Source organism: Caulobacter sp. GW821-FHT05F04 (assembly GCF_059419665.1).
This window is the reverse complement of sequence record NZ_JBWKSF010000001.1, coordinates 230734-254267: the sequence shown is the minus strand read 5'-3', so window position 1 is coordinate 254267 and position 23534 is coordinate 230734. Positions and strand designations below refer to the sequence as shown.

General features: G+C 67.4%; 29 protein-coding genes. 16 read left to right on the top strand and 13 right to left on the bottom strand.

What is annotated here, in order from left to right; translation table 11 throughout:
* Nucleotides 1-206 precede the first annotated feature (206 nt).
* From AC07R7_RS01380 to AC07R7_RS01360, 5 genes are all read left to right on the top strand, one after another.
* Nucleotides 207-902, top strand: coding sequence for a TerB family tellurite resistance protein (locus AC07R7_RS01380; RefSeq protein WP_492834856.1), 696 nt, complete (start codon nt 207-209; stop codon nt 900-902).
* A 99-nt stretch (nt 903-1001) separates the two neighbouring features.
* A complete protein-coding gene (locus AC07R7_RS01375) occupies nt 1002-1316 on the top strand; it encodes a hypothetical protein (protein WP_492883505.1) in 315 nt (104 codons plus the stop codon).
* Between the two features lie 157 nt (nt 1317-1473).
* Nucleotides 1474-1764 carry a putative quinol monooxygenase gene (locus AC07R7_RS01370; protein WP_492834850.1) on the top strand — a complete coding sequence of 97 codons (291 nt, stop codon included), beginning with the start codon at nt 1474-1476 and terminating at the stop codon, nt 1762-1764.
* Nucleotides 1765-1770: 6 nt separating this feature from the next.
* A complete protein-coding gene (locus AC07R7_RS01365; RefSeq protein WP_492883507.1) occupies nt 1771-2982 on the top strand; it encodes an acyl-CoA dehydrogenase family protein in 1212 nt (403 codons plus the stop codon).
* Between the two features lie 80 nt (nt 2983-3062).
* On the top strand, nt 3063-4154 hold the full coding sequence (locus tag AC07R7_RS01360) for an NADH:flavin oxidoreductase (protein WP_494633767.1): 1092 nt from the start codon (nt 3063-3065) through the stop codon (nt 4152-4154).
* 201 nt (nt 4155-4355) lie between these two features.
* Here the strand turns inward: AC07R7_RS01360 and AC07R7_RS01355 are convergent, their stop codons facing one another.
* From AC07R7_RS01355 to AC07R7_RS01330, 6 genes are all read right to left on the bottom strand, one after another.
* A complete protein-coding gene (locus AC07R7_RS01355; protein ID WP_494633765.1) occupies nt 4356-5147 on the bottom strand; it encodes an SDR family NAD(P)-dependent oxidoreductase in 792 nt (263 codons plus the stop codon).
* A gap of 106 nt (nt 5148-5253) precedes the next feature.
* Nucleotides 5254-6165 (bottom strand): SMP-30/gluconolactonase/LRE family protein, encoded by a 912-nt coding sequence (locus AC07R7_RS01350; RefSeq protein ID WP_494633764.1) that lies wholly within the window; start codon nt 6163-6165, stop codon nt 5254-5256.
* Nucleotides 6166-6252: 87 nt separating this feature from the next.
* Nucleotides 6253-6762 (bottom strand): dihydrofolate reductase, encoded by a 510-nt coding sequence (locus tag AC07R7_RS01345; protein ID WP_492834841.1) that lies wholly within the window; start codon nt 6760-6762, stop codon nt 6253-6255.
* On the bottom strand, nt 6759-7598 hold the full coding sequence (locus tag AC07R7_RS01340) for a thymidylate synthase (RefSeq protein WP_494633763.1): 840 nt from the start codon (nt 7596-7598) through the stop codon (nt 6759-6761). The genes AC07R7_RS01345 and AC07R7_RS01340 overlap by 4 nt, the downstream gene beginning before the upstream one ends.
* Nucleotides 7599-7811: 213 nt before the next feature.
* Nucleotides 7812-8762, bottom strand: a complete 951-nt coding sequence (locus AC07R7_RS01335; protein ID WP_494633761.1) for an SH3 domain-containing protein — start codon at nt 8760-8762, stop codon at nt 7812-7814.
* 80 nt (nt 8763-8842) lie between these two features.
* Nucleotides 8843-9403 (bottom strand): DUF924 family protein, encoded by a 561-nt coding sequence (locus tag AC07R7_RS01330; RefSeq protein ID WP_492834835.1) that lies wholly within the window; start codon nt 9401-9403, stop codon nt 8843-8845.
* Nucleotides 9404-9510: 107 nt separating this feature from the next.
* Here AC07R7_RS01330 and AC07R7_RS01325 point away from each other — a divergent pair, with 107 nt between their 5' ends.
* From AC07R7_RS01325 to AC07R7_RS01305, 5 genes are all read left to right on the top strand, one after another.
* Complete coding sequence (locus tag AC07R7_RS01325; RefSeq protein WP_494633759.1) at nt 9511-10416, top strand: RcnB family protein; 906 nt, start codon at nt 9511-9513, stop codon at nt 10414-10416.
* Nucleotides 10417-10671: 255 nt separating this feature from the next.
* A complete protein-coding gene (gene ilvC / locus AC07R7_RS01320; RefSeq protein WP_492883523.1) occupies nt 10672-11691 on the top strand; it encodes a ketol-acid reductoisomerase in 1020 nt (339 codons plus the stop codon).
* Nucleotides 11692-11794: 103 nt separating this feature from the next.
* Nucleotides 11795-12154 carry an ArsR/SmtB family transcription factor gene (locus tag AC07R7_RS01315; RefSeq protein WP_494633757.1) on the top strand — a complete coding sequence of 120 codons (360 nt, stop codon included), beginning with the start codon at nt 11795-11797 and terminating at the stop codon, nt 12152-12154.
* Nucleotides 12138-12614, top strand: a complete 477-nt coding sequence (locus tag AC07R7_RS01310) for an SRPBCC family protein (protein WP_494633755.1) — start codon at nt 12138-12140, stop codon at nt 12612-12614. The genes AC07R7_RS01315 and AC07R7_RS01310 overlap by 17 nt, the downstream gene beginning before the upstream one ends.
* 110 nt (nt 12615-12724) lie before the next feature.
* On the top strand, nt 12725-13306 hold the full coding sequence (locus tag AC07R7_RS01305; RefSeq protein ID WP_492834827.1) for a YceI family protein: 582 nt from the start codon (nt 12725-12727) through the stop codon (nt 13304-13306).
* A 6-nt stretch (nt 13307-13312) separates the two neighbouring features.
* Here the strand turns inward: AC07R7_RS01305 and AC07R7_RS01300 are convergent, their stop codons facing one another.
* On the bottom strand, nt 13313-14128 hold the full coding sequence (locus tag AC07R7_RS01300; protein WP_494633753.1) for a CAP domain-containing protein: 816 nt from the start codon (nt 14126-14128) through the stop codon (nt 13313-13315).
* A 53-nt stretch (nt 14129-14181) separates the two neighbouring features.
* Between AC07R7_RS01300 and AC07R7_RS01295 the strand changes: the two genes are divergently transcribed.
* On the top strand, nt 14182-14742 hold the full coding sequence (locus AC07R7_RS01295; RefSeq protein WP_494633751.1) for a nucleoside 2-deoxyribosyltransferase: 561 nt from the start codon (nt 14182-14184) through the stop codon (nt 14740-14742).
* Nucleotides 14743-14748: 6 nt separating this feature from the next.
* Here the strand turns inward: AC07R7_RS01295 and AC07R7_RS01290 are convergent, their stop codons facing one another.
* Nucleotides 14749-15408: a methyltransferase gene (locus tag AC07R7_RS01290; protein ID WP_494634265.1), complete on the bottom strand. Its 660-nt coding sequence runs from the start codon at nt 15406-15408 to the stop codon at nt 14749-14751.
* 184 nt (nt 15409-15592) lie between these two features.
* On the opposite strand from AC07R7_RS01290, the gene AC07R7_RS01285 reads away from it, so the two are divergent.
* From AC07R7_RS01285 to AC07R7_RS01275, 3 genes are all read left to right on the top strand, one after another.
* Entirely contained in the window at nt 15593-16618 is a 1026-nt protein-coding gene (locus AC07R7_RS01285) for a polyprenyl synthetase family protein (protein ID WP_492834823.1), read from the top strand.
* Nucleotides 16618-17214, top strand: coding sequence for a hypothetical protein (locus tag AC07R7_RS01280; protein WP_494633749.1), 597 nt, complete (start codon nt 16618-16620; stop codon nt 17212-17214). Before AC07R7_RS01285 ends, AC07R7_RS01280 begins: the two co-directional genes overlap by 1 nt.
* Nucleotides 17215-17309: 95 nt before the next feature.
* Complete coding sequence (locus AC07R7_RS01275) at nt 17310-17696, top strand: YccF domain-containing protein (protein ID WP_492883534.1); 387 nt, start codon at nt 17310-17312, stop codon at nt 17694-17696.
* Here AC07R7_RS01275 and AC07R7_RS01270 read toward each other — a convergent pair.
* The 3 genes from AC07R7_RS01270 to fumC form a co-directional block, all read right to left on the bottom strand.
* The gene (locus AC07R7_RS01270) at nt 17693-18001 is read right to left on the bottom strand and encodes a CcdB family protein (protein ID WP_494633747.1); all 309 of its coding nucleotides are present in this window, start codon (nt 17999-18001) and stop codon (nt 17693-17695) included. The genes AC07R7_RS01275 and AC07R7_RS01270 overlap by 4 nt on opposite strands.
* A complete protein-coding gene (locus AC07R7_RS01265; protein ID WP_492883538.1) occupies nt 18002-18244 on the bottom strand; it encodes a type II toxin-antitoxin system CcdA family antitoxin in 243 nt (80 codons plus the stop codon).
* 83 nt (nt 18245-18327) lie between these two features.
* A complete protein-coding gene (gene fumC / locus AC07R7_RS01260) occupies nt 18328-19719 on the bottom strand; it encodes a class II fumarate hydratase (RefSeq protein ID WP_125156429.1) in 1392 nt (463 codons plus the stop codon).
* Between the two features lie 86 nt (nt 19720-19805).
* Between fumC and AC07R7_RS01255 the strand changes: the two genes are divergently transcribed.
* Together AC07R7_RS01255 and AC07R7_RS01250 are read left to right on the top strand one after the other, a co-directional pair.
* Entirely contained in the window at nt 19806-20345 is a 540-nt protein-coding gene (locus AC07R7_RS01255; protein WP_494633745.1) for a DUF1697 domain-containing protein, read from the top strand.
* 95 nt (nt 20346-20440) lie between these two features.
* Nucleotides 20441-20830, top strand: a complete 390-nt coding sequence (locus AC07R7_RS01250) for a RusA family crossover junction endodeoxyribonuclease (protein ID WP_125156431.1) — start codon at nt 20441-20443, stop codon at nt 20828-20830.
* Here AC07R7_RS01250 and AC07R7_RS01245 read toward each other — a convergent pair.
* On the bottom strand, nt 20798-21184 hold the full coding sequence (locus AC07R7_RS01245) for a hypothetical protein (protein WP_492834815.1): 387 nt from the start codon (nt 21182-21184) through the stop codon (nt 20798-20800). The two genes, AC07R7_RS01250 and AC07R7_RS01245, sit on opposite strands and share 33 nt — an antisense overlap.
* A gap of 85 nt (nt 21185-21269) precedes the next feature.
* Entirely contained in the window at nt 21270-23420 is a 2151-nt protein-coding gene (locus AC07R7_RS01240) for a serine hydrolase domain-containing protein (RefSeq protein ID WP_494633743.1), read from the bottom strand.
* Nucleotides 23421-23534 lie beyond the last annotated feature (114 nt).

Sequence of the window (23534 nt, the reverse complement as noted above, 5' to 3'; positions counted from 1 at the left end):
GGGACCGTTGCGTGGCGATGAAGCCAAGCGCGGCCATAACGAGCGAAGCGCCAATCGGCTCCCTCGTCGCGTGAATGCGGTTTCGCCGCATTGCACTAAAGTCATGTGAACGATCATTCTCATTGTGCTAGAAGCGAGCTGACGGGTGATCCGAGAGGGCCCGTCACGCGTATCTTCTTCGTCCGTCGCTGGTTTCGAGGCGCTTCATGACCTTCTGGCGCAACATTGCGAGTATCGCCGCCCGGCGTCTTGACCTGGCCGACTGCACGGAGTGTCCGAGCGGCCTGCCGGGCGAGGACCCGGCGTTCTCGACCGCGGTGACCGCCCTGGGCGCCAAGCTGGCCAAGGTCGACGGCCGCGCCGACGGCGGCGAGTTCCTGGCCTTCACCGAGGTGTTCCAGCCCGACCCGGCGTCGGAGCAGAACATTCACCGCCTGTACGACCTGGCGCGCCAGACGACTCACGGCTTCGAGAGCTACGCCAAGCGCCTGGCCAAGCGCTACAGCACCTGTCCGCAGTTGCTGGAAGACGTGGTCGACGGCCTGTTCCATATCGCCAAGGCCGACGGCGTCGTGACCCAGGACGAGCTGGACTATCTGGAGCGGGTCTCGGATCTGTTCGGCATGTCGCCGCTGTCCTTCCGCCGTCTGCGCGCCACCCATCTGGGCGTGGGCAAGGACGATCCCTACGCCATCCTGGAAGTGCCGGCCGACGCCGACGACGCCACGGTGCGCAAGGCCTGGAAGCTGGCCCTGTCCAACGCCCACCCGGATCGCGCTCGAGCGCGCGGGTTGCCGGCCGACTTCATCGCGCTGGCCGAGACCAAGGCCGCCGCCATCAACGCCGCCTTCTCGACGGTGATGCGCGAGCGCAAGGAACTGGGTCTGGCCGCCGCCGGTTGAGCCGAGACGATCCGCCGCTCCATAAGGAGCCGGAAAAGGGCTTTTCATCCGAAGCCGTCGGGTGTTCAGTTGCGGTTCAGCGCTTGTGAACCAACTTTGTTGATCATGAGCGTGGACGAGAGGATTACGATGAGCAGCCAAGGCGCCGCAGCTTCGCCCTTCCATAGCCTGGCCTGGATGGCCGGGGCTCTTGCGACCTCGGTTGCGGTGGTGATCGGCGCGGTGCTGGCGGTGGTGTTCGCCGCGACCGTGGTCGCCGTCGGTTTTCTGGGCAGCGCGCTTTTCGGCCTCGCCGCCTTCACCTTCCGCGGCCGCAAGGTCGCCAAGGCTCCGGCGGGTGATCCCAGCCTGATCGAAGCTCGCAATGTCGGCGGCCACTCCTGGGTCGCCTACGGCTGGAACGAGCGTCCCTAAAGCAAAGACTCAGCAGAATATTCCGTCATTCCAGCCCGTGGGGCGGGAATGACGGTTGAGAGGCTGGGCGCATGAAGGCGCGTTGCCGCCACGTCCCCCTTGCTCCCATCGCCTTGCTCCCGCATCCTGCCTTTCAAACAAACGTTGGGAGGCAAGCATGATTGGCGTCGTCGCGGTTCTGAAAGTCCAGCCGGACAAGTCCGGGGATTTCGAGAAGGTGTTCCTGGATCTCCAGAACAAGGTGAAGGCCAATGAGCCGGGCTGCCTCGTCTACCAGTTGACCCGGTCCAAGACCGAGGCGGGCCTTTACAAGGTGCTGGAGCTCTACGCCTCCGAGGACGCGCTGAAGCACCACGGCGGCACGGACTATTTCAAGGCCGCCGGCGCGGCGATGGGTCCGTTCATGGCCGGTCGCCCCGAGATCGAATATCTGGACGCCGTGGAGTAGGCGGCGATGGATCTGGCCTTCTCGCCCGAGGACCTGGCCTTCCAGCAGGAGGTTCGCGACTGGATCGCGACCGCCTATGACGAGGCCTTACGAAAGCAGTTCAGCCAGTCCAAGAACGGCTATCTCGACAAGGCCGGGCAGGTGACCTGGCAGAAGAAGCTGGCCGATCGCGGCTGGGCCGCGCCGGACTGGCCGGTCGAACTGGGCGGGGCGGGATTCACGACCTCGCAGCGCTACATCTTCAACATGGAGATGAGTCTGGCCGGCGTGCCGACGTCCTCGCCGATGGGGCTGAAGATGGTCGCGCCAGTGATCATGGCGTTCGGCACCCCTGAGCAGAAGGCCCAGCATCTGCCGCCGATCCTGAAGTCCGACATCTGGTGGTGCCAGGGCTATTCGGAGCCCGGTTCGGGGTCTGACCTGGCCTCCCTTCAGATGAAGGCCGAGCGAGATGGCGACGACTACGTCCTGAACGGCTCGAAGATCTGGACCACCCACGCCCAGTGGGCCGACTGGATGTTCTGCCTCGTCCGCACCTCGAACCAGGGCAAGCCGCAGGAGGGAATCTCGTTCCTGCTGCTGCGGATGGACACGCCCGGCATCCAGATCAAGCCGCTGCCCACCCTGGACGGTCCGCCCGACGGCGAGCAGGAGATCAACCAGGTCTTCTTCGACAATGTCCGCGTGCCGGTCGCCAATCGCATCGGCGAGGAGAACAAGGGCTGGACCTACGCCAAGTACCTGCTCGAGTTCGAGCGCGGAAACGCCTATGCGCCGGGCCTGATGAACATGCTCAAGAAGGTCAAGCGCATCGCCGCCCTGGAGCTGGCCGACGATGGCGGCCGGCTGATCGACGACGCCGACTTCCGCAACAAGATCACCAACCTGGAGATCCAGGTTGAAGCGCTGAACGCCACCGAGCTGCGGATCTTCTCCGGCCGCACCGCCGGCAAGGCGATCGGCCCGGCCTCGTCGATGCTGAAATGCGTCGGCTCGGAGTACCAGCAGGCGATCACGGAGCTGACCCTGGAGGCGGTCGGAACCTACGCCGCGCCGTTCGTCGAGGATCCCTGGTCCAAGAGCAACGAGCTGCGCGCCGGTCCGGACTACGCCGCGCCGGCCGCGCCGGCCTATTTCAACTACCGCAAGGCCTCGATCTACGCGGGGTCGAACGAGATCCAGCGCAACATCATGGCCAAGATGGTGCTGGGGCTCTAGCGCCTCAGTTTTTCTGCATGGCGCGGCGATCCAAACGCGTGTTTGGATCGCCAGCAACCTCTCCTGTTTCGGAATCCCTCATGTCGCTCGACGTCCTGTTCAAGCCGTTCGAATTCAAGTCGCTGAAGCTGCCCAACCGGGTGGTGATGGCGCCGATGACGCGGTCGTTCTCGCCCGGCGGCGTGGCCACCGACGAGGTCGCCGCCTACTACCGCCGCCGCGCCGAGAACCAGGTCGGATTGATCATCACCGAGGGCACGGGCGTGGCCCGTCCGGCCTCGCTGAACGACGCCAACGTGCCGCGCTTTCATGGCGAGAAGGAACTGGCCGCCTGGAAGAAGGTGGTCGACGAGGTCCACGCCGGCGGCGGGCTGATCGCGCCGCAGCTGTGGCATGTCGGCTCGGCCAAGGGGCCGGCTCAGCTGGGCAAGGTCGACAGCCCCTCGGGCATCTCGAAGGCGGACGGCGAGCCGTTCACCGAACCGATGACCGACGCCGACATCGCCGACACCATCGCCGCTTTCGGCCAGGCCGCGGGCGACGCCAAGCGCCTGGGCTTCGACGCGGTCGAGTTGCATGGGGCCCACGGCTACCTGATCGACCAGTTCTTCTGGGCGGGCACCAACGTCCGCACCGACAAGTGGGGCGGCCCGACGATCGGCGAGCGGGCGCGGTTCGCCGCCGAGATCCTGAAGGCGGTCCGCGCCGCCGTCGGCCCGGACTATCCGGTGATCATTCGCCTGTCGCAGTGGAAGCAGCAGGACTACACGGCCCGGAACGCCTCGACCCCGCGCGAGCTGGAGGCCTGGCTGCAGCCGCTGGCCGATGCGGGCGCCGACATCTTCCACTGCTCGCAGCGCCGCTTCTGGGAGCCGGAGTTCGAGGGATCCGACCTCAACTTCGCCGGCTGGGCCAAGAAGCTGACCGGCGCCCCGACCATCACGGTCGGCTCGGTGGGCCTGTCGGGCGAGTTCATCGCCGCGTTCGGCGGAGAGGGCAGCCAGCCCGCCTCGATCGACGGCCTGCTGGAGCGTCTGGAGCGCGACGAGTTCGACCTGGTCGGCGTCGGCCGCGCCCTGCTGCAGGATCCGGAGTGGGTCGTGAAGATTCGCGAAGGCCGCAATGACGAGTTGAAGAACTTCGAGCGCGCGGCGTTGGGGACGCTGTACTAGCCGACACCCCCCGTTCCGGGGCTGTGCCTAGCGCCAGCCCCGGACCATCGTCGTCCCACTCACGAGAAGGAGGCGTCGATGACTTGGTTGCCCTATCTGTCCGGCTTGCTTGCCTTGCTGGCCATGGCCCTACTGGTCGCCGGCGCGTTCCTGCGGGAGTAGGCGGGGGAGCGGGGGCTGACGCTCCTCCCGCCGCTTTATCTAGGCGATCGTGGTCACCAGACCGCCCTCGGCCCTCAGCGAGGCGCCGTTGGTGGCCGCCGACAGCGGGCTGGCGACATAGGCGACCAGACTGGCGATTTCCTGCGGCTCAATCATCCGCTGCAACAGCGACGAGGTGCGGTGCTTCTCGAAGAACTCCGCCTCGTGCTCGGCGGCCGTGCCGTTCGGATTGGTCGAGACGCTCTTGAGGAACTCGAAGATGCCGGCCGCGCGGGTCGGGCCGGGCAACACGGAATTGACGGTGACGCCCGTTCCCTTGGTCTGCTGGGCCATGCCGCGCGCGACCGCCAACTGGGCGCTCTTGGTCATGCCGTAGTGGACCATCTCGCCGGGGATCGCGAGACCCGACTCCGACGAGATGAAGATCACCCGGCCCCAGTTTCGCTCCAGCATGCCCGGGAAATAACCGCGCGACAGGCGCACGCCGCTCATCACATTGACTTCGAACAGGCGCAGCCAGTCCTCGTCCGGGATATCGGCGAAGGCCTTCATCTCGTAGATGCCGAGGTTGTTGACGAGAATGTCGACCGAGGGGACGGCCTTGAGAATGGCGCCGGCGCCATCGGCCGTGGCCGCGTCGGCGAGCACGCCCTCGACCTTGGCTCCGCCCGAAGCGCGGATGCTGGCCAGGGCCTCGTCCAGCTTGTCCTGGGTGCGGCCGGTCACGAACACCTTGGCGCCTTCGACGGCCAGGGTGCGGGCGATCTCCAGGCCGATACCGGCGGTCGAGCCGGTCACCAGCGCGGTCTTGTCGTTCAGTTTGAGGTCCATCGCTGGGCTCCGTTGCTTTGACGGCTCCACAGATGGGCCCGCCACGACGCGAAACTACGCCGTGGACAGGCACAGGACTTGTGACTTCAGTTCATGGATTGGATCGTCAGGCGTTGAAGTTCAGCTTCAGGCCTGGCCGCGGCCAGCGGGCCTTGTAGAGCTTGCCGGTGCCCGAGGCGGTGATCCACGCGTCGCGCATGTCGGCCCCGCCAAAGCAGATGTTGGTCACGATCACGTCCGGGAAGGCATAGTGCTCGGTCGACCCGTCCGGGTCGAAGGCGGTGATCCCGCCATTGATGATCGTCGCCACACAGACCTTGCCGCCAGCCTCGACCGCCAGGCTGTCCAGCAACTGGTAGCCCGGCAGGTTGCAGACCACGTTGCCGGGTTGTAGCGGCAGCGCGTCAGCCAGCACGCCCGGCGCGGTCACCTCGAACGACCACAGGCGGCCCAGCATGGTGTCGGCCATGTAGACGGTCTTCTCGTCGGGCGAGAGGCCCACGCCGTTGGGCGAGACGAAGTGGTCGCGCCAGCGCGTGATCTTCGAGCCGTCGGTCAGGGCGTAGTACAGCGCGCCATACTTGCGGCCTTCGGGCGTAGAGCAGCCGTGGTCGGTGAACCAGAAGCCGCCCTGCTTGTCGAAGACAAGGTCGTTGGGGCCGACTAGGTCCTTGCCGTCGCACGCGGTGTAGAGCGTGGTGATCGCGCCGGTGGCGATGTCGATCCGCTGGATCGAGCCGCCCGCATGGGTCGGCGGCGTGGGGCCGGGGATGTTCAGCCCGTTGGCCTCGAAGAACTGGAAGGCGCCGCCGTTGTTGGTGACGTAGAGCGCGCCGTCCGGCCCGATCGCCGCGCCGTTGGGACCGCCGCCGGTCTCGGCCACCGTCTCCTTGCGGCCGTCCGGCCAGACCCGGGTCAGGCGCTGACCCTGGATCTCGGTAAGGATCACCGAGCCGTCGGCCATGGCCACGGGACCTTCGGGGAATTGCAGACCTTCGGCGACCAGCTGGATGTCCATCGACGTCTCCCTGACACCTCTGAGCGGGTGTTGGGGATCACTATAAACGCTCGTTTGAACCTGGCGAGGGTTCCGTTCAGGGAGGGCTCAGCGCCGCTCCAGCACCCGGAACACGAAGGCGTGGTCGTCGCCTTCGCCGGCGGGATGTTCCTCGCGGCGGACCTCGGTCCAGGCGCTCTCGTCGAAGTCGGGGAAGCGGACATCGCCCTCGACCTCGGCGGCGACGTCGGTCAGGTACAGGCGCTTGGCTTTCGGCAGGGCGGCTTCGAACAGGCTGCGGCCGCCGATCACGCAGACCTCCGCCGCGCCGTCGTCCTCGGCCTGCTCGCGCGCCATCTGGACGGCTTCCATGAAGCTCTCACAGACCACCGCCTGCTCGGGCTCGAACGATCCGTCGCGCGACAGGACCACGTTCATGCGGCCGGGCAGGGGCTTGCGGGGCAGGCTGTCCCAGGTCTTGCGGCCCATGATGATCGGCTTGCCCAGGGTGTTGGCCTTGAACAAGGCCAAGTCCGACTTCAACCGCCAGGGCAGGTCGCCGTCACGACCGATCACGCCGTTGGCCGCGCGGGCGACGACGATGGCGAGGGGGATCAAACCGAGACCTCGGCCTTGATGTGCGGATGGGCCTGGTAGCCTTCCAGGGTGAAGTCCTCGTACTCGAAGGCGAACAGGTCACGCTTGTCGGCGATCTTCAGGGTCGGGAAGGGATAGGGCTCGCGAGTCAGCTGCTCGCGGGCCTGGTCCAGATGGTTCAGATAGAGGTGAGCATCGCCGAAGGTGTGGACGAACTCGCCCGGCTCCAGACCGACGACCTTGGCGACCATCAGGGTCAGCAGGGCGTAGCTGGCGATGTTGAACGGCACGCCCAGGAAGACGTCGGCGCTGCGCTGGTAGAGTTGGCAGGACAGTTTTCCATCCGCCACGAAGAACTGGAACAGGCAGTGACAGGGCGGCAGGGCCATGTCGTCGACATCGGCCGGGTTCCAGGCCGTGACGATGTGGCGGCGGCTGTTGGGATTGGTCTTCAGGTTCTCGACGAGGTTGGCGATCTGGTCGATCGACTGGCCGTTGGGCGCGGCCCACGAGCGCCACTGCTTGCCGTAGACCGGGCCGAGGTCGCCGTTCTCATCGGCCCACTCGTCCCAGATGCGCACGCCGTTGTCCTTGAGATAGGCGATGTTGGTGTCGCCCTTCAGGAACCACAGCAGCTCGATGAAGATCGAGCGCAGGTGCAGCTTCTTGGTGGTCAGGACCGGGAAGCCCTTGGCCAGATCGAAGCGGATCTGCCGGCCAAATACCCCCAGGGTTCCTGTGCCCGTACGGTCGCCGCGCTGGACGCCGTTCGCCAGGATGTCGGCGAGCAGGGCCAGATACTGCCGCTCGGGATGATCGGCGGCGGCTTTCAGGGCGTCGAGGACGGCGGTGGTCATGGTTGGCAGTCTGGTCGCGAATCGCGGGTTTGAACACTGCGGCGCGGGGAAGCGTCCACAGGGGGCGCTAACTCTCCTCCCCCTTTGGAGAAGGGGACCGCCGAACGGCGGTGGAGGGGGCGAGCGCCAGCTCAGAGATGCCGGGCCGTCCCCCTCCGTCTCGCTGCGTATCCGCAGCGATCCACCTCCCCCCCAGATGGGGGGAGGAGAAACCTACTTGCTCGGCGCCAGACCCGTGTTCAGCACCCAGCCGACGTTGTCGTTCTCGTCGGCCACTTCCCACCACAGGTCCTGCTGCTTGCCCGTCGGATAGACGATGGCGCCGGCGGGGAGGGTGCGGATCAGCTTGCCGCCGGCGACCGGGGTGGCGCGCATGGCGACGGGGCGCTGGGCGGCGAAGGTCTTGGTTGGCGCGGCGGCCGCGGCCGGGCCGGCTTCGGACAGCAGGCCCAGGTCGCCGATCATCTTCGAATAGGCGTTGATGAACGACAGGGTGACGATGCGGCCGATGTCGGTGTCCTCGTAGCCGCCGCCGACCGCGCCGGCGAAGCCGTAGCCGCCGCCCGCGCCCCAGCCGATGTCGTTTTTCACCGCATAGCCCTCGGCCACCGACATGGTCTCGGTGGTGCGGACATTGGTCAGCGACAGGACGGTGTTGGCTTCCAGCTTCTTGGTCTTGATGCCGCCGACCAGGCCGCCGACGCGACCGCCGATGATGCCGCCGAGGGCGCCGGCCACCGCGCCGCCGCCGACGTTGCTGTTGCTGCCCTGGACCTCGGCGACCAGCACGTAGTCGGCCGCCTTGACCTGACCCTGGCCGACGTTGGAGCCGCGCTGCAGGCCGAGATTGCCGCTGATCGCGCGCTCCTTCTCGGCCGCGCCGAGGCCCGCGCCCCGGTCGACCAGGTTGAAGCAGCCCGAACGCTGGACGATGGCGCGCAGCACCTTCTGCGGCGAGGCGAGGTTGTACTGGGTCCAGCCGCTGGAATCGTCGCCATCGACGATCGACAGCGTGCCCAGCTTGCGGGCGCAGCGCGGGACCTCCGCCGAGGCCTGGGTCTGCATGGTCTGGCCCTTGCTGGCCTTGGCCTGGGCGAAGACCGTGACAGGTGTCAGGGTGGTCAGCGCCAGACCAACGGCCAGCGCGCTACGGAAGGCTTTCATACGTGGTGTTCCCCGGTCGGTCCCCGAACTTGAGGCGTCACCCTACAGGCGAGGGGCGGTCGCGCCAAGATTGGCGGGGGCTAACCGGCGAACCCGCCTTCGTCGAGGAAGTCCTGCTCGGCCTCGGTGGTTTTGCGACCAAGGCCGGCGTTTCGGTGGGGGAAGCGACCAAAGCGGGCGATGATGTCGCGATGGAGCAGGGCGAACTTCATCGATTCCTCGTCGCCGGTGTCGGCCTGGAGGGCGGCGAACAGCTGGACGCTGAGCTCCTGGTCGACCAGCGATTCCGAGTGCTCGAACGGGAGGTAGAAGAACGGGCGCAGATCCGCGTCGATGGCCGGATCCGTGTCATGGCCGGCGGCGATGGCCTCGTGGGCGAACATCCGGGCCAGCGGGTCGGTGGCGAAGGCGTGCGGGGTGTTGCGGTACATGTTGCGTGGGAACTGATCGAGCAGGATCAGCAGGGCCAGCGAGCCCAGGGGCGTCTCGGTCCACTTGTCGTAGCGGCGCATGGAAGCGCGGTAATGGGTTTGCTCGAACTTCAGGGCGATCGCGCTGTCGAAGGCGGGATCCTTCTTGAACCACTTCTTGGGTCCGGCCCCGCGCCAGAAGACGACGATGTCGTTGTAGTGCGCGCTCATCGTGGCCCTCACGCGTTCCTTCGTTCAAGCACGGTTCATCGGGCGAGTCCGACACTGCTATCAAGGGACAAGCCCGGGCCGCGCTTCAAGGCCCTTCGGAGCAAGAAATGAAACGTCTGATCACGACCGCCCTGGCGCTTTCGCTGCTGGGCGGCGCGGCGGCCGAGGCCGGAGCCGCCGCCGGGGTGGTGGTTCAGCAGCAGCAGGGCGCCCCGCGCGAGCGCGGCGACGGCGGCCCCAGAGGTGATCGCGGCGGCGACCGTGGCGGTGATGGCGGCGGCTGGAACCGGGGCGGCGGCGGCGAACGTCCGCAGGCTCAGCCTCAAGCGCAACCCCAGGCCCAACCGCAGAACAACGGCGGCGGCTGGAATCGAGGCGATCGAGGCGATCGCGGCGGCTGGAATCGTGGCGACCGCCCGCAGACCCAACCGCAACAGCAGCCTCAGCCTCAACCGCAGGCCCAGCAGCAGAACAACGGCGGTTCGGGCTGGAACCGGGGCGGGAACGACAACCGTCCGGGCGGCTGGAATCGTGGCGACGACAATCGCGGCGGCCGGCCCGACTGGAACGACAATCGCGGCGAAGCCAACCGTCCAGGCAACTGGGACCGCAACGACAACCGCGGCTGGGATCGCAACGACAACAATCGTTGGGACAATAATCGTGGCGGCTGGGACCGAAACGACCGTCGTCCGGGGCAGGGCCAGTACCGCGATCGTGACCGCGGCCGCCACCAGTACAACCGCGGCTACTACCGCCCCAGCTATCGCGCGTCGCAACGCTACCGGGCTCCGGCCTATCGCTATCCGAGCGGCTGGTATGCGCGCAGCTGGTCGTTCGGCGATTACCTGCCGGGCGGCTGGTACGGCAGCTCCTACTACCTGAGCTGGGGCTCGTACGGCCTGCCGCTGCCGCCGATCGGCTGCGAGTGGGTCCGGGTCGGCTCCGACGCCGTCCTGGTCGACGTCTGGAGCGGCCAGGTCCTGAGCGTCTACTACGACCTGTTCTGGTAGGCGGAAATCTTCCCTGCCCCGAGCGGGGAAGGCCAGCGTAGCGGATGGGCGGGCCGCCAGGTCCGCCCATCCTTTTGGCTGTTGGCATGGCGTACGACCGCACGAGCGCCTAGAACGGGTCCGCGAAGGCTCCGGCTTTTCGGCGTTCTGTCGGCTTCACCTTGACGAAACGGCAAAAAAACGCTCAAACGCCCGGCCTTTGTCGCTCCGCCGTTGCGCGGTGCGGCCAAATTGACCAGTCCTTGGAGATAAAACATGCGCGTCTATTATGATCGCGACGCCGACCTCGCCCGCATCTTGGACAAGAAGATCGCGATCGTAGGCTATGGTTCGCAAGGTCATGCCCACGCGCTTAACCTTCGGGACTCGGGCATCAAGAACGTGGCCGTCGCCCTGCGCGCCGGCTCGCCGACCGCCAAGAAGGCCGAAGGCGAAGGCCTGAAGGTCATGACCGTCGCCGAGGCCGCCGCCTGGGCCGACCTGATCATGATCCTGGCGCCCGACGAGCATCAGGCCGCGATCTACAAGCACGAGATCGCCCCCAACATCCGTGACGGCGCGGCCCTGCTGTTCGCCCACGGCCTGAACGTTCACTTCGGCCTGATCGAGCCGAAGGACACCATCGACGTCCTGATGGTCGCGCCGAAGGGCCCCGGTCACACCGTGCGCGGCGAGTACCAGAAGGGCGGCGGCGTGCCGTGCCTGATCGCGGTGCACCACAACGCCACCGGCAACGCCCTCGACCTCGGCCTGGCCTATGCCTCGGCCATCGGCGGCGGCCGCTCGGGCATCATCGAGACCAACTTCCGCGAAGAGTGCGAGACCGACCTGTTCGGCGAACAGGCCGTCCTGTGCGGCGGCACCGTCGAGCTGGTCCGCGCCGGCTTCGAAGTGCTGGTGGAAGCCGGCTACGCGCCGGAAATGGCCTATTTCGAGTGCCTGCACGAGCTGAAGCTGATCGTCGACCTCATGTACGAGGGCGGCATCGCCAACATGAACTACTCGATCTCGAACACGGCCGAGTACGGCGAGTACGTCACCGGTCCGCGCATCATCACGCCGGAAACCAAGGCCGAGATGAAGCGCGTGCTGGAAGACATCCAGTCGGGCAAGTTCGTCCGCGACTTCATGCTGGAAAACCAGGTGGGCCAGCCCAGCTTCAAGGCGACCCGTCGCCGCGCGGCCGAGCACCAGATCGAGGAAGTCGGCGGCCGTCTGCGCGGCATGATGCCCTGGATCGCCAAGAACAAGCTCGTCGACCAAGCCAAGAACTAAGCTTCACAACCCATCAGATCCCACGAAGCCCTCGGCCCTCCCAGGCCGGGGGCTTTTTGTTTTGGGCTTGCGGGCGGCGGACTGGCGCTCCATACTGAACAATATGGTTCAGTATTCAGCCGTCCGCCTCGACGTCTCCTTCGCCGCGCTGTCTGACGCCACCCGCCGTGGCGTCCTGGAGCAGCTGGGACGTGGGGAGGCCTCGATCACGGCGCTGGCCGATCGGTTCAACATGACCCTCACGGGCATGAAGAAGCACGTCAGCGTTCTCGAGCAGGCGGGTCTTGTGGTCACCGAGAAGGTCGGCCGCGTGCGGACCTGTCGGCTGGGCGTGGGCGGGCTGGAGGACGAGGCGGCCTGGATCGAGCGCTACCGCCGCCGCTGGGAGCTTCGCTTCGACGGGCTGGACGAGATCGTCGAGGAATTGAAACAGAGGGAAGGTCAGAATGTCCGCGAAGAATGAGACGAGGGTGGAGCGCAAGTCCGACGTGGAACTGGTGGTCACCCGCCTGTTCGATGGCCCGGCGCACATCGTGTTCGAGGCCTGGAGCAAGCCGGAGCTGTTCCAGCGCTGGTGGGTCCCGAAGTCTTTGGGCGTGCCGCTGCGGGCCTGCGAGATGGATGTCCGCACCGGCGGCGGCTACCGCCTGGAGTTCGGGCTGGACGCGGCCAATTCCATGGCCTTCTTCGGCAAGTACATCGAGGTGACGCCGCCCTCGAAGATCGTCTGGACCAACGAGGAGGCCGGCGAGATCACGGTGACCACCGTCACCTTCGAGGACCAGGGCGGCAAGACTCTGCTGACCTTCAGCGAGCTCTATCCCAGCAAGGAAGCCTGCGACGAGGCCATCACCGGCTCCGCCGCCGGCCTGCCCGGACAGTTCGAGCAACTGGACGCGTTGCTGGTCGAGCTGGCGGCCTGACCGGCGCGAAGCTCTCGGCTTGGACCGGGGGCTTCGTTTCCCGCTTGCGCGGTGGCCGGGCGCGGGGAAAAGTCCGAGCCGGTCCCGTTGGGGGACAGAGGAACCGTTTCATGAAACGCCTGCTCGCCGCCATCGTCGCTGGCGCGGCCCTGACGGCCGCCGCCGCGCCCGCCTTCGCCGCCGAGGTCGCCTACGGCCTGGATTCGGCCCATACCGAGACCAGCTTTTCGATCGACCGCTTCGGCTTCACCTCGATCCTGGGCATCTTCGCCAAGTCGGAAGGCACGATCTGGCTTGACGAGGCCGCGCCCGAGAAGTCGCGCGTCGAGGCCACGGTGACCGTCGACAGCCTGCTGACCGCCAACCCGACCCGCGACGAGCACATCAAGGGCGAGCGCTGGCTGAACGCGGCCAAGAACCCGACCATGACCTTCAAGTCGACCAAGGTGGTCAAGACCGGCGCCGACACGGCCAAGGTCACCGGCGACATGACCATCATGGGCGTGACCCAGCCGGTCACCCTGGACGTCAAGCTCAACAAGATCGGCACGGGTCCTATGGGGCCGAAAAAGATGGCCGGCTTCACCATCACCGGCGCGATCAGCCGCAAGGCCTTCGGCAGCGCTGGCGCGGCCGGCGTGATCGGCGACAACGTCGCGATCCGCATCGAGACGCTGGCGGTGGCGCAGTAGAGGGGGCTACCCCAACACGAACACCGGCCCCCAGGCCACCTCGTAGCGGTGCTCGCCGGTCGATAGGTGCGGGCGCAGCTGCCAGGCGCCGGGGGCCAACACGCTTTCCGGACGACCCTCGACATAGGTGGCGGTCAGGATCTCGCCGCCCGGCTCGGATACCGAGAACTGCCGGATGGCCGGGGCCGCGTGCGACAGGGCCGCGGCGATCGCATCGGCCGAGGCCACCCGCAGCGGGGCGGGAGCGGCCAAGCGGGCGGCGACCTCGGCATAGGCTCCGACGGCGATGACGCGCTGGCCCTGGCGGTAGACGCCGTAGCCGACATGGGTGAAGCCCGGGGCCAGCAGGTTGGCGCGGTGGCCGGGGCTGGTGCGCCACTGCTCCATGATCTGGTCGGGCCGTACGATGGTGGCGACGTTGCGGCGCATGGCGATGTTCTCGCCCGGCGCGCCGACCAGGTCGCGGGCCAGCAGGCCGACGCGGCCGGCCGGGGAATAGCCCTCGCGCGTCATGTGGTCGAAGTCGCCGGTCACGGCCATGTCGGCGGCGTGGGCCCGGGCGGCCAGGGTCAGACCTTTGTCCCAGGCCAGGGCGCGGGGGCCCTGGCGGCTCCGGAAGATGTTGTTGAGGTCGAGCAGGGTCTGCTCGAAGTCGGTGTCGAAATCGCCGCCCTCGGGCGGGTCGGCCAGCAACGCCCGCAGGCGGCGATCATAGGCGATCCACGGCTGAGGCGAGGCGGCGAACCCGGATGTGGCGAACAGGGGCGCGGCGGCGAGGGCCAAGCCGCCGGTCAACAAGGTTCTGCGCGCGATCGACGCCATTGAATCTCCAACATACATTGACAGCGAGGGGCCGGGACCAGACCTAAGAGGGTATGCGCCCAGTCCGTTCCCTTTGGCTCGCCGGCCCTGAACAATGGCTCCCCGACAGCGAAGCCCAGGCGGCGCGTCAGCGCGCTCTGTGCCTGGAAGCCGGCCTGGAAGCCATTGTTCCCGCCCACCTGCCGCCCGGCGAGGGCGGCGACGAGATGGAGGCCCGGCAGTTCTATGCCGCCCGCATGGCGCAATTGCGCCAGGCCGACGCGGCCGTCGTCAACCTGACGCCGTTCCGCGGCCCCTCGGCCGACACGGCGACGGTGTTCGAGGCGGGCGTTCTGGCGGGCCTGGGCCGGCCGATCTTCGCCTATCTGAACGTCGCGAGCGAGGTTCAGGCCGAGTATGTCGCCCGGGTCGACACCCTGCTGGGCGCGACCCTGGACGCCACGCGGATCTGGCGCGACGGCGACGGCTGCATGATCGAGGACAACGGCCTGCCCGAGACCGTCATGCTGTGGGGCGAGGCCCGGCGGCTGTTCGTGATCGTCACCCAGGACCCGCTGCGGGATCTGACGGGGCTTGAGCTGTGCCTCGAGGCCCTGGCGCTCTACGCGGAGTAGGGCGCCTCACCAGTCCAGCGCCGCTTCCCCGCGCAGAATCGCCTCGGCCCGCGCCGTGTGCTTGCCGCCTTCGCGATCGTGCAGCACCAGCGGCGGCAACAGCGCCAGCGGCGCCTTGCCCGTCTTGATCGCCCGCACGATCACCCGCTTGGCCGGGGCGTCGGCGAAGGGGGCGATCGGACGAATCCTGAACGAGCCTGCCTTGGGGGCCAGCTGTTCGAGAAGGTCGGCCAGGCGGTCGGCGCGGTGGATGATCGTGATCGTCCCGCCCTCGCGCACGGCTTTCAGGCAAAAGCCCGTCCAGGCGGCCAGGCCCCCGTCGGCCATCCAGGCGCCGCTTTTGGCCGGGGCGGGGGCGCGCAAGGCGGTCGGGTCGTCGAAGAACGGGGGATTGGTCATCACCGCGTCGAAGACGGGCAGGGCCAGGGCGCGAAAACCGGCCTCGACGTCGCCCTCGACCACGCTGACGCGGTCGTCCAGACCGTTCAGCGCGGCGTTGCCGGCGGCCAGGGCGGCGGCGGCGGAATCACGCTCAACGCCCTGGAAGAACGACTCGGGCCGACGAGTCGCGGCGGCCAGCAGGGCGCCGCCGACCCCGCAGCCGGGCTCGATCACGCGCTGGCCGGGCAGGGCGTCGCAGGCGGCCGCCAGCAGGGCCGCGTCCATGCCGGCCCTGTATCCGTCGGGCTTCTGGCGCAGCCGTACGCGGCCCCCCAGAACCCGATCCTCCGTCACCTGCTGTTCGTCCAATGCTTTCTAGGCCTTGTGCTCGCCTTGACCGTGACCTATCCCGCCACCATTGTCCCTCGCAACGGTTCATCCCGGGGGGAGCCGCAAGGAGAGCATAGTCTTGGACGCAGCCGCAGCGACCCTCACCCGTAAGCCGGGTTCGGTGGATCGTCTCGTGCGCCTCGCCGAGGCCGACATGAAGGGCGTCAACGCCCTGATCACCGACCGCATGCAGAGCGACGTGCCGATCATCCCGGCCCTGGCCGAGCACCTGATCGCCGCCGGCGGCAAGCGCCTCCGTCCGCTGTTGACCGTCGCCGCCGCGCGGCTCGCCCGTGCAAGTGGAGAGGGCGCCGATAACGACCACTGCCTGAAGCTGGCCGCGGCCGTCGAGTTCATCCATACCGCGACCCTGCTGCACGACGACGTGGTCGACGGCAGCCAGCTGCGCCGCGGCAAGGTCGCCGCGCACCTGATCTGGGGCGCGGCGCAGAGCGTGCTGGTCGGCGACTTCCTGTTCGCCCGCGCCTTCGAGCTGATGGTCGAGACCAACTCGATGAAGGCGCTGGAAATCCTGGCCCGCGCCAGCCGGGTCATCGCCGAGGGCGAAGTGCTGCAGCTGATGCGCAGCCACGACCTGAACCTGTCGCAGGCCGTCTATCTCGAGATCATCCAGGCCAAGACCGCCGAGCTGTTCGCTGCGGCCTCCGAGGCCGGCGCGGTCTCGGCCGGAGTCGACGCCGCCAGGACCGACGCGCTGAAGGCCTATGGCCTGAATCTCGGCCTGGCCTTCCAACTGGTCGACGACGCGCTCGACTACGGCGGCACGACCGAGACCCTGGGCAAGAACGCCGGCGACGACTTCCGCGAAGGCAAGGCGACCCTGCCGCTGCTGCTGGCCATCGCCCGCTCGGGCCCCCGCGAGGCCGAGTTCTGGGAGCGCGCCATCGGCCGTCGCGAGCAGACCGAGGCCGACTTCCGCCGCGCCCGCGAGCTGATCGTCGGTTCGGGGGCCCTGGACGCCACGCTCGACCTGGCCGCCGACTATGCCGACAAGGCCAAGGCGGCGCTGGCGATCTTCCCGGCCAACGACTGGCGCGAGGCGCTGGAAGACCTGGCCGATTTCGCGGTCAGTCGCAGAGCCTGATGTTCAAGCGGAAGTCATCCTCCTACGGCGGACTTCCTCCGGTGCGGCCCGGCCAGACCCTGCCGCGTCTCCAGACCATCGTCGCGACGTCGCCGGAAAATCCCGGCGGCGATCCGAACATCCGGCCGCACGAGGCCGGAGAGGTCGCCGGCAAGGTGATCGGCGGCGGCTTGGGCCTGCTGATCGCCGCCGTGCTGATCATCCTCATGCTGGGCCCGATCCTGTGGGCGCCCGTCTGGGCCGGCCTGCGGGTCGCGCGGCTCGCGCCCGACCCCCTGTGGGGGTGGCTGGCGGGTCTGGCCGTCGGCGTCGTGGCCGTGCTCGTCCAGGCCTGGCTGCTGATCCAGCGCAGCCCGATCGTGCGCTATCCGGTCGTGGCGCTGTTCGCCTTGATCTGGGTCGGGGGCTTGTGGCTGGAGTTCACCTCGCCGCGGCACGACTGGATCACCACCGCGCCAGCCCTGCATATGCCGGGGATCTGGGGCTGGGTGCTGATCGGCGTCGGGACCGTGGTTTACGCCGGCATCTACCTCCTGACGCTCAGCCGCTTCGGCAAGGGGCGGTGGGCGCGCAAATGGCAGCTGATCAAGTCCTAGCCCTGAGGTGAATTCGCCGTAACGCCCTTCACAGAAAGGGCGGGCGGGGCCACGTCTAGGGCCGGGGCGCTTTGCCCTTGCTGGGGACTTTGGACGTGATCCGTTTCATCCTGAACGTGCTGTGGTTCTTCTGCGGCGGTCTGGTCACCGGCCTGGGCTGGCTTCTGGCCGGCGTGCTGCTGGCGATCACCATCGTGGGCCTGCCCTATGCCGGCGCGGCCTTCCGCATTGCCGGCTTCGCCTTCTGGCCGTTTGGCAAGGAGATCGTCGCCCGCGAGGTCGGCCTGGGCTCTGGGCCGCTGGGCGTGGTCCTGAACGTGATCTGGTTCATCCTGGCCGGCTGGTGGCTGGCCCTGGGCCACGTGGTGGTCGCCGTCGCCGAGGCGATCACGATCATCGGCATCCCGTTCGCCATCAAGGATTTGCAACTGGCCTACATCGCCCTGGCGCCGATCGGCCGCGACGTGGTGCGCGTCAACTAGAACCCGGTGAACAGGCGGTCGAGCGCGCGACGGATGGCGTCCTCGTGCTCGACCGCCGAACCGACCTGGCGACGCAGATCCGTGTGACGGATCGCGATCATGCCGGTGACGCTGATGAGCAGACTTTCATCATCGCGTTCCAATGGGATTTCGAAAGCGGTGACAGGCGCCGTCCTGCCTCTCAGAACCGGCGCGACGATCGCTTCGGTCAGTCCGGTCGCATAGTGCGACGAGAGGACGAGCACGAACGGCACGGCCGCCCGCATCGCGGAAATCGGGTTCTCGTACAGATCGAACTGGCGCACTCACCAAGTCCGCAGATGATCCGAGAGAAGGCCGTGCTCTTCGATGAAGAGATTGTGCTCCTTGATCGCTTCGGCGTTTTCCTCGGCCCACCGCCGGGCTCGTTCCTCTGCGCCGGCCGGGTCGACCTTCTGCAGATGCAACCGCAGCTGCGTCTCGCTCATGCCTGAGACGGAAATGCCCAGCCGCTTGGCCTGGGCCAGCAGTTCGGGGTCGATGCCGAGGTCGAGTTCGGGCGCGTCCATGGGCGGAGCATATCGCGGTTTGGCCGGCGGGAACATCGGACGCACAGGCCGTCAATTCCCGCCAACTCGCCGCCGCTGGAGCCTCAGCCCGGCGAGACCATCTTTTCCGGGCGGACGTACTGGTCGAACTCTTCGTTCGTCAGATAGCCGCCGCCGACGGCTTCCTCGCGCAGCGTGGTGCCGTTCTTGTGGGCCGTCTTGGCGATCTTGGCGCAGATGTCGTAGCCGAGGCGGCCGTTCAGGGCCGTGACCAGCATCAGGCTGTTCTCGACGCCCTTCTTGATGTTGTCGACGCGCGGTTCGATGCCGACGACGCAGTTGTCGGTGAAGCTGATCGCCGCATCGGCCAGCAGGCGGACCGACTGCAGGAAGTTGTAGGCCATCACCGGATTGTAGACGTTCAGTTCGAAGTGGCCCTGGCTGCCGGCGAAGGTCAGGGCGGCGTTGTTGCCGAACACCTGGACGCAGACCTGGGTCAGGGCTTCGCACTGGGTCGGATTGACCTTGCCCGGCATGATCGACGAGCCCGGCTCGTTTTCCGGCAGCGACAGCTCGCCCAGGCCGGCGCGCGGGCCCGAGCCCAGGAAGCGGATGTCGTTGGCGATCTTGAACAGGCTGGCGGCGACCGTGTTGATGGCGCCGTGGCTGAAGACCATGGCGTCGTGGGCGGCCAGGGCCTCGAACTTGTTCGGAGCGGTGGTGAACTCAAGGCCGGTGATCGCGGCGATAGCCTCGGCCACGCCTTCCGCGAAGCCAATGGGGGCGTTCAGGCCGGTGCCGACGGCGGTGCCGCCCTGGGCCAGCTGCATCAGCTTGGGCAGGGTGCTCTCGATGCGCTCGATGCCGTTGGCGACCTGCTGGGCGTAGCCGCCGAATTCCTGGCCGAGCGTGAGCGGGGTGGCGTCCTGGGTGTGGGTGCGGCCGATCTTGATGATGTCGGCCCAGGCCTTGGTCTTGGCTTCCAGGGCGGCGTGCAGGTGCTTCAGGGCCGGCAGCAGGTCGTGGACGATCTGCTCCGCGCAGGCCACGTGCATGGCCGTCGGATAGGTGTCGTTCGACGACTGGCTCATATTGACGTGGTCATTGGGGTGGACGGGCTTCTTGCTGCCCATCTCGCCGCCCAGCATCTCGATCGCACGGTTCGAGATCACCTCGTTGGCGTTCATATTCGACTGGGTGCCCGAGCCCGTCTGCCAGACGACCAGCGGGAAGTGGTCGTTCAGTTTGCCGTCGATCACTTCGTTGGCGGCCGCGATGATCGTCTCGGCGATCTTGGCGTCCAGCTTGCCCAGCTTCAGGTTGGTCTCGGCGGCGGCGCGCTTGACGATGCCCAGGGCGCGGACGACCGGCAGGGGTTGCTTCTCCCAGCCGATCTTGAAGTTGCCCAGGCTGCGCTGAGCTTGCGCGCCCCAATAGCGGTCTGCGGCGACTTCGATCGGGCCAAAGGTGTCGGTCTCGATGCGCGTGGCGGTCATGCGGCGATCTCCGGAAAAACGGTCGAGCGCGGTCTAGACCTTGAGCGGCGAGAGGGCAATGTTCGCAAGCGCGAAGGAGACCCCGCATGATCCCCTATTTGGCGCTGCCCCGTTCGATCAACACGGGTAAGCGCAAGGTGCTGAAGGAAGACCTGCTGGGCATCGCCAAGGACGTCGGCTTTACGGAGGCCAAGACCTATCTGGCCAGCGGCAATCTCCTGCTTTGGGGGACGCATGAGGGCGGAGCGGAGCTGGAACAGGTGCTTGAAGACGCCCTTGAGGCCCGCATCGGCCTGCGCACCGACTTCATGGTTCGCTCCCTGGCGGACCTGCGGGCGATCATCGACGGCAATCCGTTCAAGGCCGAGGCCGAGGACCATCCCAGCCACTTGATCGTCAATTTCCTGAAGGCGCCGCTGCCGAAGGGCGACGAAGAGATCCTGAGAGCGGCGAACACTGGACCGGAGCGGTTCGCGGTCGCGGCGCGGGAGCTCTATATCGACTTCCCGATCAGCATCGCCGACTCGCTGCTGGATCGGGATTGGAAGAAGACGAAGCGCAATCCGGTCGGCACGACGCGGAACTGGAACACCGTGCTAAAGCTGGCCGAAATGATGGGCGCCTAGGCGCTCGGTCCAAATGTCTGATTTTAGGGCCTGTTATCCCGTTTAGATGGTTCCATCTAAACGGGACAGGCTCATAGGCTCGAGGTTCTGAAAGCTTGTTCGAAGACGACTGGACCCACCACGGCAAGGTCCGCGCCCGCGAGGCCGGAGGCGAGCTGACCATCGTGGTCGACGGCCTGACCACCCAGGGCAAGTACTACAAGCCGCTGATCTACGAGTTTTTCCGCAAGTCGTGGCGCGGCTCTCGCCCGGCCTGGGGCGAATTCAGCGTCGAGATCGGCATGGAATATCTGGGCGAGCCGCCCTGGATGGATCTAGACAACCTGGCCAAGGCCCTGTTGGACGCCATCAAGGGCTACGCCTTCCACGACGACGCCCAGGTCGCCCGACTGCTGGTCGAGCGGCGTCCGGGCGAGCGCGAGCGGATCATCATCCAGGTGCGCAAGCTGAACTCAAGCCTTATGCGGCGAACGCTCGAAGACTGAGGCGGCCACGGCGACGTACAGCACCATCAGGAAGGCGCCATAGCGGCCGACGCTGACGGGATCACCCGACGGCATGATCTCGGCATAGCGCGAGACCACCAAGCTCCCGGCGACGAGGCCGGGCGTCGAGAACAGGATCATCGCGAACAGACGGCGGCGGCGCGGCGTGCGCGTCAGCCGCGCCACCGCCTGGAAGGCGAAGGTCACGGCGGCGGCGGCCGCGAATGCGTTGATCACGTAGAACCAGAAGGCGCTTTCCAGAAGTCCCCCGCCGAAAGCGGCATAGAACAGCGTCGCCGCCGACCAGGCCGCCAGTCCCGTTCCCCCAAACGCCAGACCGTCCAGTTTTGACACGTCGCGTCTCCCTCGCTCGTCTCCCGGAACGGCGATCTGCAAGCCGGGCGCCGGGAAACGAAGCGAGGGATGGACCGTGACAAGACTAGCTCTTGGGCAGCAGGTAACCCCACAGGCCCAGGAGAACGCTGAGCAGGACGAAGAGCAGGGCGGTGAAGGTGAAGGCCAGCTTGCGACCGCCGCTCCAGCTGTCGACCCGGCGGCCGCCGCGCCAGACCATCGGCAGGGCGCCCAAGGTCAGGACGCTCAGGGCGGCGGCGACCAGGGCGCAGGCCGAGCCGCTAAGCAGCCAGCCCGAGGGCCAGCCGAAGAAGACGGCGGTCTGATCCGAGGCCTTGGCCGCGAACACGCCCATGCAGCCGGCCGAGATCAGCCACAACACCGCCTGCATGGTCTGCATCTGGGCGGCGCGCGCCTGGACCGGCGTCTGGCGAGCCTCGCGGCGGTTGCGGAACAGGACGCCCAGAATGGTGGCCACGCTGGCGAAGCCCGCGATGATCGCCGTCCAGCGCAACAGGCCCGCCGAGCGGAAGAAGCCGATCCGTTCATAGGTCGAGAGGCCCCGCGCGGCGTAGAAGCGCGACGGCCGGTCGCCGTTGGCGTCGAACACTAGGATCAGCGGGCCGTCGACGGCCTTGAATACGCCGGGGCGTCCCGTGCCGTTATAGAGGCTGCTGACGCCGCCCTCGGTCACGGTCAGGCGGCCGTCGGCGGTGGCGCGGACATTGGCGCGGCCGATGATGCGGTTGGTGAAGCCCTCCAGCCCGCCATAGGCGCGGCGCGTGGTCAGATAGTCGCCTTCATAGGCCCTGGCCTGCTCGTAGCTGATGGCGCTGTCGGTCGGCACGGCCGGGGCGGGGGCGTAGAAGTGCTCGACGATGGTCGCGGGCAGGGTAGCGGGCAGGTTCGCGCCGCTGTCGGTATTGACCGAGACGAAGATGCCCAAGCCCAGGTCCGGCACGATCACCATGTTGGAATAGAAGTAGAGCGTCGCGCCCTGGTGGCCGTAACCGCGGCGGCTGCCGGGCATCGGGCTGTCCTGGAAGCCGGCGTTCCAGCCGGCCGCTTCCGGCGCGGGGCGGTACATCGGCGTGCGGAAGGCCAGGGCGGTCTTCGGTGAGAATATGGTCTTGCCGTCGATCACCCCGCCGTTCAGCAGCAGGGTCATGTAGCGCGCCATGTCGCCGGCCGTGCTCGAAGCCGAAGCGGCCGGGGCCACCTGTCCCATGAACTCGCGCGGCTGGGTCTTCCAGCCCATCGGCGTCCACGAGAAGCCGTCCGAAAGGTCGGCGGCCAGGGTCTCGTTCATCGGCGCGGGCAGGCCGTCGCGCCACGGACGGGCTTCGCGGAAGGTCGTGTGGTTCATGCCCGCCGGCAGGATGATCTCCTCGCTGACCAACTGCTCGTAGGGCTTGCCCGTGACGTTGGCGACAGCGGCGCCGGCCAGGGCCGCGCCATAGTTCGAATAGCTGGGCAGCAGGCCGGGTTCGCGCACCCGGCGCGGACGTTCCTGGCGCAGATAGTCGGCCAGGGTGCGGACGCGGCTCGGATCGCGCTCGAACAACTGGCCCATCGACCGGTCTTCGAACCCGCCGGTGTGGGTCATCAGGTCGCGCAGGCGCACCTGGGTCTTCTTGCCCTGATCCTTCAGTTGCAGCGGTTCGGGAAGATAGAGGTTCACGGGGCCGTCGAGGCGCATGTGGCCTGACTCGATCTGGTTCATCAGGGTGATCCAGGTGAACGTCTTGGAGATCGAGGCGACGCGGAACAGGGTCTTGTCCGGATCGACCGGCTTGCGCTGGCCCAGGTTCGAGAAGCCGTAGCCCTTCTTCAGCACCACCTGGCCGTTCTGGACCACCGACAGGGTGACGCCAGCGATGTGGTCGCGGCTCATGGCGCGGCGGACGACGCCGTCGACGAAGGCTTCCAGCTCCGGCGCCGACATTGGCGTATGGGCGGTGGGCGCCGGGATGGCGGGCGCGGCTGGAGTCGGCGTCGCCGAGGCGGCGGTTGGGGGCGCGACAGGGCGGGGCGGCGTCACCGCCTTCACGGCGGGACGGGGCCGCACCCGGCGCGGACGCAAGCTGTTATAGGGGCGAGGGGCGGAATCCAGCGTTGGTTCGCTCAAGACAGGGGGCGGCGAAGCGTCTTGCGCCCGCGCCTCCGATCCCGTGATGGACCATAGTGCGATGAAGGCCGCCGCAAGGGCGGCTGCGGGCGATACGCTCGACGTCAACGATGTCCCCTGGGTAAAGCGGAAGACTCTACATCTAACAGGCAGAGCATGATGGCCGCCGAAACCGGCAGCCACTTTCGGCTATCATGCTCTAGGGTTTGTGTAACGTGCTGG

Excerpts from the sequence above, each read along its gene's own strand:
- ilvC (WP_492883523.1), top strand. The coding sequence starts at position 10,672 with ATGCGCGTCTATTATGATCGCGACGCCGACCTCGCCCGCATCTTGGAC.
- fumC (WP_125156429.1), bottom strand. The coding sequence starts at position 19,719 with ATGACCGCCACGCGCATCGAGACCGACACCTTTGGCCCGATCGAAGTC.
- AC07R7_RS01355 (WP_494633765.1), bottom strand. The coding sequence starts at position 5,147 with ATGGACCTCAAACTGAACGACAAGACCGCGCTGGTGACCGGCTCGACC.
- AC07R7_RS01255 (WP_494633745.1), top strand. The coding sequence starts at position 19,806 with ATGATCCCCTATTTGGCGCTGCCCCGTTCGATCAACACGGGTAAGCGC.
- AC07R7_RS01350 (WP_494633764.1), bottom strand. The coding sequence starts at position 6,165 with ATGGACATCCAGCTGGTCGCCGAAGGTCTGCAATTCCCCGAAGGTCCC.
- AC07R7_RS01370 (WP_492834850.1), top strand. The coding sequence starts at position 1,474 with ATGATTGGCGTCGTCGCGGTTCTGAAAGTCCAGCCGGACAAGTCCGGG.
- AC07R7_RS01365 (WP_492883507.1), top strand. The coding sequence starts at position 1,771 with ATGGATCTGGCCTTCTCGCCCGAGGACCTGGCCTTCCAGCAGGAGGTT.
- AC07R7_RS01360 (WP_494633767.1), top strand. The coding sequence starts at position 3,063 with ATGTCGCTCGACGTCCTGTTCAAGCCGTTCGAATTCAAGTCGCTGAAG.
- AC07R7_RS01295 (WP_494633751.1), top strand. The coding sequence starts at position 14,182 with ATGCGCCCAGTCCGTTCCCTTTGGCTCGCCGGCCCTGAACAATGGCTC.
- AC07R7_RS01290 (WP_494634265.1), bottom strand. The coding sequence starts at position 15,408 with ATGGACGCGGCCCTGCTGGCGGCCGCCTGCGACGCCCTGCCCGGCCAG.
- AC07R7_RS01310 (WP_494633755.1), top strand. The coding sequence starts at position 12,138 with ATGTCCGCGAAGAATGAGACGAGGGTGGAGCGCAAGTCCGACGTGGAA.
- AC07R7_RS01330 (WP_492834835.1), bottom strand. The coding sequence starts at position 9,403 with ATGAGCGCGCACTACAACGACATCGTCGTCTTCTGGCGCGGGGCCGGA.
- AC07R7_RS01305 (WP_492834827.1), top strand. The coding sequence starts at position 12,725 with ATGAAACGCCTGCTCGCCGCCATCGTCGCTGGCGCGGCCCTGACGGCC.
- AC07R7_RS01280 (WP_494633749.1), top strand. The coding sequence starts at position 16,618 with ATGTTCAAGCGGAAGTCATCCTCCTACGGCGGACTTCCTCCGGTGCGG.
- AC07R7_RS01340 (WP_494633763.1), bottom strand. The coding sequence starts at position 7,598 with ATGACCACCGCCGTCCTCGACGCCCTGAAAGCCGCCGCCGATCATCCC.
- AC07R7_RS01325 (WP_494633759.1), top strand. The coding sequence starts at position 9,511 with ATGAAACGTCTGATCACGACCGCCCTGGCGCTTTCGCTGCTGGGCGGC.
- AC07R7_RS01335 (WP_494633761.1), bottom strand. The coding sequence starts at position 8,762 with ATGAAAGCCTTCCGTAGCGCGCTGGCCGTTGGTCTGGCGCTGACCACC.
- AC07R7_RS01265 (WP_492883538.1), bottom strand. The coding sequence starts at position 18,244 with ATGGACGCGCCCGAACTCGACCTCGGCATCGACCCCGAACTGCTGGCC.
- AC07R7_RS01315 (WP_494633757.1), top strand. The coding sequence starts at position 11,795 with ATGGTTCAGTATTCAGCCGTCCGCCTCGACGTCTCCTTCGCCGCGCTG.
- AC07R7_RS01300 (WP_494633753.1), bottom strand. The coding sequence starts at position 14,128 with ATGGCGTCGATCGCGCGCAGAACCTTGTTGACCGGCGGCTTGGCCCTC.
- AC07R7_RS01380 (WP_492834856.1), top strand. The coding sequence starts at position 207 with ATGACCTTCTGGCGCAACATTGCGAGTATCGCCGCCCGGCGTCTTGAC.